We start from the raw sequence: 4,277 nt of genomic DNA, 5'->3' as shown, positions 1-4,277 counted from the left end.
GAGCGGGATTGATGCGACCGAACAGGCCGACATCATGAGGGGACTGTAAATTGAGCATCTGAATGGTTTCGCCGTAGTTAAGCTCGAGATTTTCCGCAATAAATCCCGACACAACGCGGCCCGTAGGGAACTGCTCTTTGATTGCACCCGCGATTATCTCCGACGCATCCGTCGACAACAAATTAAGTAAAATCTCAGCAAGCTGTATCATTATCAGCCCTATTAAAATGAACAGCCTGCCTATTAAATCCGTTATTGGATCTACTGAATTTGCCAAACTCAACTTACGCTTAACGGCATCGCCAAACTTAAAAATATCAACACCCGACTCAGGATCTACAGCGCTTTCAACATCATACCTTATTCTTTTCAACGTGCCACCGGCGCCATCATCAATTAATTGGTAATACGCCGTGACGGTTAAATGGTAATACAAGCTCCTGTTCGGATATATATCTATGAGCTCTTGAAGCGCCTCAAAATTAGTTGCTACGACATTCATGCTAGCGCTAACATGCCCGGCACATAGCCACCGAACGCTGATCTGTTGCCCATGCAGCTCAACCTTCAGACGTCCACTGGCCGCTAGAAGAAATTCAGGATGACTAATCTCAAGATCCGCCCATATTGGACCCAACACGGAGGTCATTTCCAAACGATGATTAAATGCCCCACGAGGAATCTTAATCCCCCCCCTTTTAGCTGTCGCAACAATATCTCCGTTACCGTCATCAAAAACATAATCAAAATCATTGCTCTCAATCATCTCCCCCAGCGATCGAACCAACTCAGCAATAACTACTCGGCCTCGCCCTACCAATACAGTGGCAGAGTAATCCCTTCCGGCGTCATTCGGGATCAAGTAACGAAAACCGCTGTTCGCGCCAGGCGTGTCTCCCTCATGTCTACCCTCCATGCGCACGAAGGCAAGCATCGCTCCCTCGCCCTCCTGGCTACCCTGCTGCGTGCGCAAGGCGAAAGAATGCGGTTGCATCATGGGGTTGGTGCCCCGCTTAATCGTGCCCAGGGTCCAGACACGCTGTTCATCATCCAATCGATTAAACAAGGCCTTGAAAACTCTGCCGGCCAGTTCTTGTTCTGTCTGGGTTTCGGCAAACGTCAAGCGAAAGTTATCGCTTTTGCTCAGGTCCAGGCGGATATTCCCATTGTCGGCAATTTCTCCCGACACCTCGGGCAATAACAGGTCCAGGAATAAGCTCGGCCCGTCCAGCGGGTCATAATCCAAGATGCGCGTGACATGCCACACCGTCACGTCTTTTTCGATGGAGACTTGACGACCGGCCACAACGGCCATCCGCAGATTGGCCTTCGAATTATCAAGACCGGTATCCTCGAAATACAAACGAGGTACATCCATTTCAAAATCTTGAATATATTCCCGAAATTTGCCACCGCTACCACCTGTTGCAATGGTTCCGGTGATGGCCGGGATATAGCTGCCCAAATTGAACTTATCAATGTAGTTTTGAATCAGCAGGAGATTGGTTTTGTTGCGTTCCATGGCCACAATCGCATCCCATTTGCTCATGCGATCCTGATCCTTCATCCAGCTCAGAAGCTCTGCCAACGTATAGGTAGTTGCCATTGCCATACCCTCAAATGTCAAAATCAATGGTGAGCCGAGCCGTCTCGCACACTCACGACTGAGCGCTTCCTATCGAGATAAACGTCACAAAACCATCTGATCGCCGGAACAGCAAAAAGCGATTACCGAACCGTGCCCTTCAACGACAATCAGTCTTTCCATCCAAAAAAATAGTGCGTTCAGGGCGCCAGAAGAAACAGCCGTTCATCCACCTTCTTATAAGTGCTGCCCTGGTCGTAACTCAACTGAACCAAGATAGAAAGGTTTTCAGCCATTACCAGCGAATTTAAAAAGCCCTTATCAAGCGCTGGCAATATATATCCAACGTAGTATTCATCGTCGGTAAGGGGCTGCGTTTCGTCACGCATCGTATGAGTCACTACCTGGCCTGTCGCTGACGATACGCCGCTTGCCTGAATTTTTAGAAGTTGCCCTTCCGCCATGAAATACCAGCTTTCCAATTTAAAGAGCATGACCGGGTCGGTGATCTCGCTCAACTTGATAGAGCCACCGCTAAGTCTCGGCCTTTCCGCCTGGATCCGCGGCCAACCACTGTCGAAGTTTCTTATTTCCAGATCATAAAACGGTGAAGCGTGAGGAACGGCTTCATCTGGCGGCAGAACCTCGTAATGAATCAAAACATGTTTCCCCACATTCATCGGTACGGCGGTACGGGGAATGTTGAATCGCCTGTCGTTGCCGATCGAGGGTGTCGTCACCACCAGCGGATCGCCAAAGCCGTCCCAGATCATGCTGACCTTGTCATCGTTGCCAATCACGGAGTCCTGCGGGATATCGATGACGGCCCCGGTCAGCACATCAGCGGCATTCACCCACCCCTTGACCACTCCCGACCCGTCGTCATCGTAAAGATTGGCCTTATCCACATTCGGTGCATACAGCTCAAGGGGGCGCCGAACCATCAGCGTCAACGGGCGCGAGCTGAACGAAGCCCCTGCCCGCGCATAGTGATAAAGCAGCTCGACAACCTTGCCGTTGTTCTCCTGTAACCAGCGGTGTTCGAGGACCAGCGTGATGATCCCGCTCTCGACCGCCGACACATCCAGCAGCGCGGTAGCGAGCAGGTTGGTGTCGCCTTGCGCATATACCGTCACCACGTCACCTGACTGCCGGCTGCCATACAGTGGCACCTGCACGGGCAAGCCATCGGGGTGTCGTGCCGGGTCAATCGAGCCACTGTCGGCACCCGCGACAATCAGTTCAGGCAACAACGGTTCAAGGGTGTCCACTGCCGTAATGGTCTGTTCGGCGGAAGTTGATTCGGGCGTGAGCGGATCCTGTGGATCGGCGTACCGCACCTGGTACCGCATAACCCCATGACCACCGTTCTGGATCAATGTGAGTTGTGCCTTGGGCAAAGACCACTCCAGGGTTTTGCCCACGTCATCGGCGCTCAATGTCCGGCGTATCGTATGGGTCGTAGGGGTCCCTCCGGTAGCGCGATGGGCCACCCAGGTGAAAGTAAGCTCATCACCTTCGGCCATCGCCTGATAAGGCGCGGTGGAGATGAGCGCGGGGCCGGCGATGGCGCTTGGGTCCACGCACAATGCGTGAGATTCCTTCATCTGCGCCACAGGCAAGCTCAGGATACCGACGCGCTTGCCCACATAAAAAAACAGACGCCGGGACTCTTCCCCCAGCGGTCCGCCATCCGATTGCCGATAGGAGTAAAACACTTCGCCCTGATCCAGGCCGATGAGTTTGGCGTTCTCAATCACTATCGGCATTCTTGGTTGACCATTCTCGTCATGTTCCAAACGGTCATCGACATCCTGGTAGTTGGTTTCATCGATCGCTTCGCCCAACGGGCTACGCCCTCGCCAGTTGGGTTCGATCCCATGACCTATTGCAAGCCCTGGGTACTGCACATAGGTCAACAAGTCGTCTGTTCCCAACACCTCCAGATCGATCACGTTATCGCGACCGAGCAGCGGAATGTGGGGAGCCGGCGGGGCATCTTTTGTATTCATGGGTTTGACACCCTCGTTGAGTTTTCATGCAGCGATAAAGACGTTTTACCCCTGACCGATCGCGCCGACCACTATCAGAACTGTTAGGTTACCGGTGCTCTGCAGTCTGTTACCGTATCGACAACTCGCCGTAGCCCTCCCGTTAAAAAAGCGCCGTTCATTATGGCCATCGCGGCAATGTCATGACCGACGACTATGTCGACTACAACGCTATTGCGTTGCACCAAGGCGTCGAGCCCATGGGGAGCTTTAATAGCAAGTCGTTATACAGATCAATAAGCCAGGCCTGTCCCGCCCTCAATCGCGGCAACACTCAGCGGCACATCGGGAATATCGAGCAAGGGCAGCGCCAGCAGTAGATGACCTTCAAGAACACCTATAACCACCGAGTCCCAGGACGCTCTGATGAACACGAAAGCCTGCGGGGCCATTTCGTCAACCTTATAGACGCCTGGGGTTTCGCTGTGCCATGAGCCGGGGCCGTTGAATTCAATACTCCATTCAACGTGTTCGGTAATATCCCTGTTATTGGCTATGGCTCTTAAAGCGACTTCTGTCAAACCTTTCAAGCTGCCAGGGGCTTGAATGGTTATCGCGGGAGTTGTCTGTGTAACCACCATGTAAACCGACGCCGTATACCCTTTATAAGTCGCCACGAGTTCATCCATCACATAGGTTTT

The 4,277-nt window shown here is 52.6% G+C and carries 1 protein-coding gene and 2 pseudogenes; all 3 read right to left on the bottom strand.

The window, feature by feature from the left end; all coding sequences use genetic code 11:
• A pseudogene (locus BT116_RS29910) lies at positions 1-1,606 on the bottom strand (hypothetical protein); the annotation flags it as partial.
• Between the two features lie 179 nt (positions 1,607-1,785).
• Positions 1,786-3,597, bottom strand: a complete 1,812-nt coding sequence (locus BT116_RS29905) for a hypothetical protein (protein WP_072349376.1) — start codon at positions 3,595-3,597, stop codon at positions 1,786-1,788.
• A gap of 272 nt (positions 3,598-3,869) precedes the next feature.
• Positions 3,870-4,277, bottom strand: a pseudogene (locus BT116_RS29900) (hypothetical protein); the annotation flags it as partial.

It is taken from the genome of Pseudomonas sp. NFACC16-2 (genome assembly GCF_900119205.1).
Classification (GTDB): Bacteria; Pseudomonadota; Gammaproteobacteria; order Pseudomonadales; family Pseudomonadaceae; genus Aquipseudomonas; species Aquipseudomonas fluorescens_Q.
Note: the sequence above shows the minus strand (reverse complement) of the source record. Positions and strands in the feature narration are given on the sequence as shown.

Excerpts from the sequence above, each read along its gene's own strand:
- BT116_RS29905 (WP_072349376.1), bottom strand. The coding sequence starts at position 3,597 with ATGAATACAAAAGATGCCCCGCCGGCTCCCCACATTCCGCTGCTCGGT.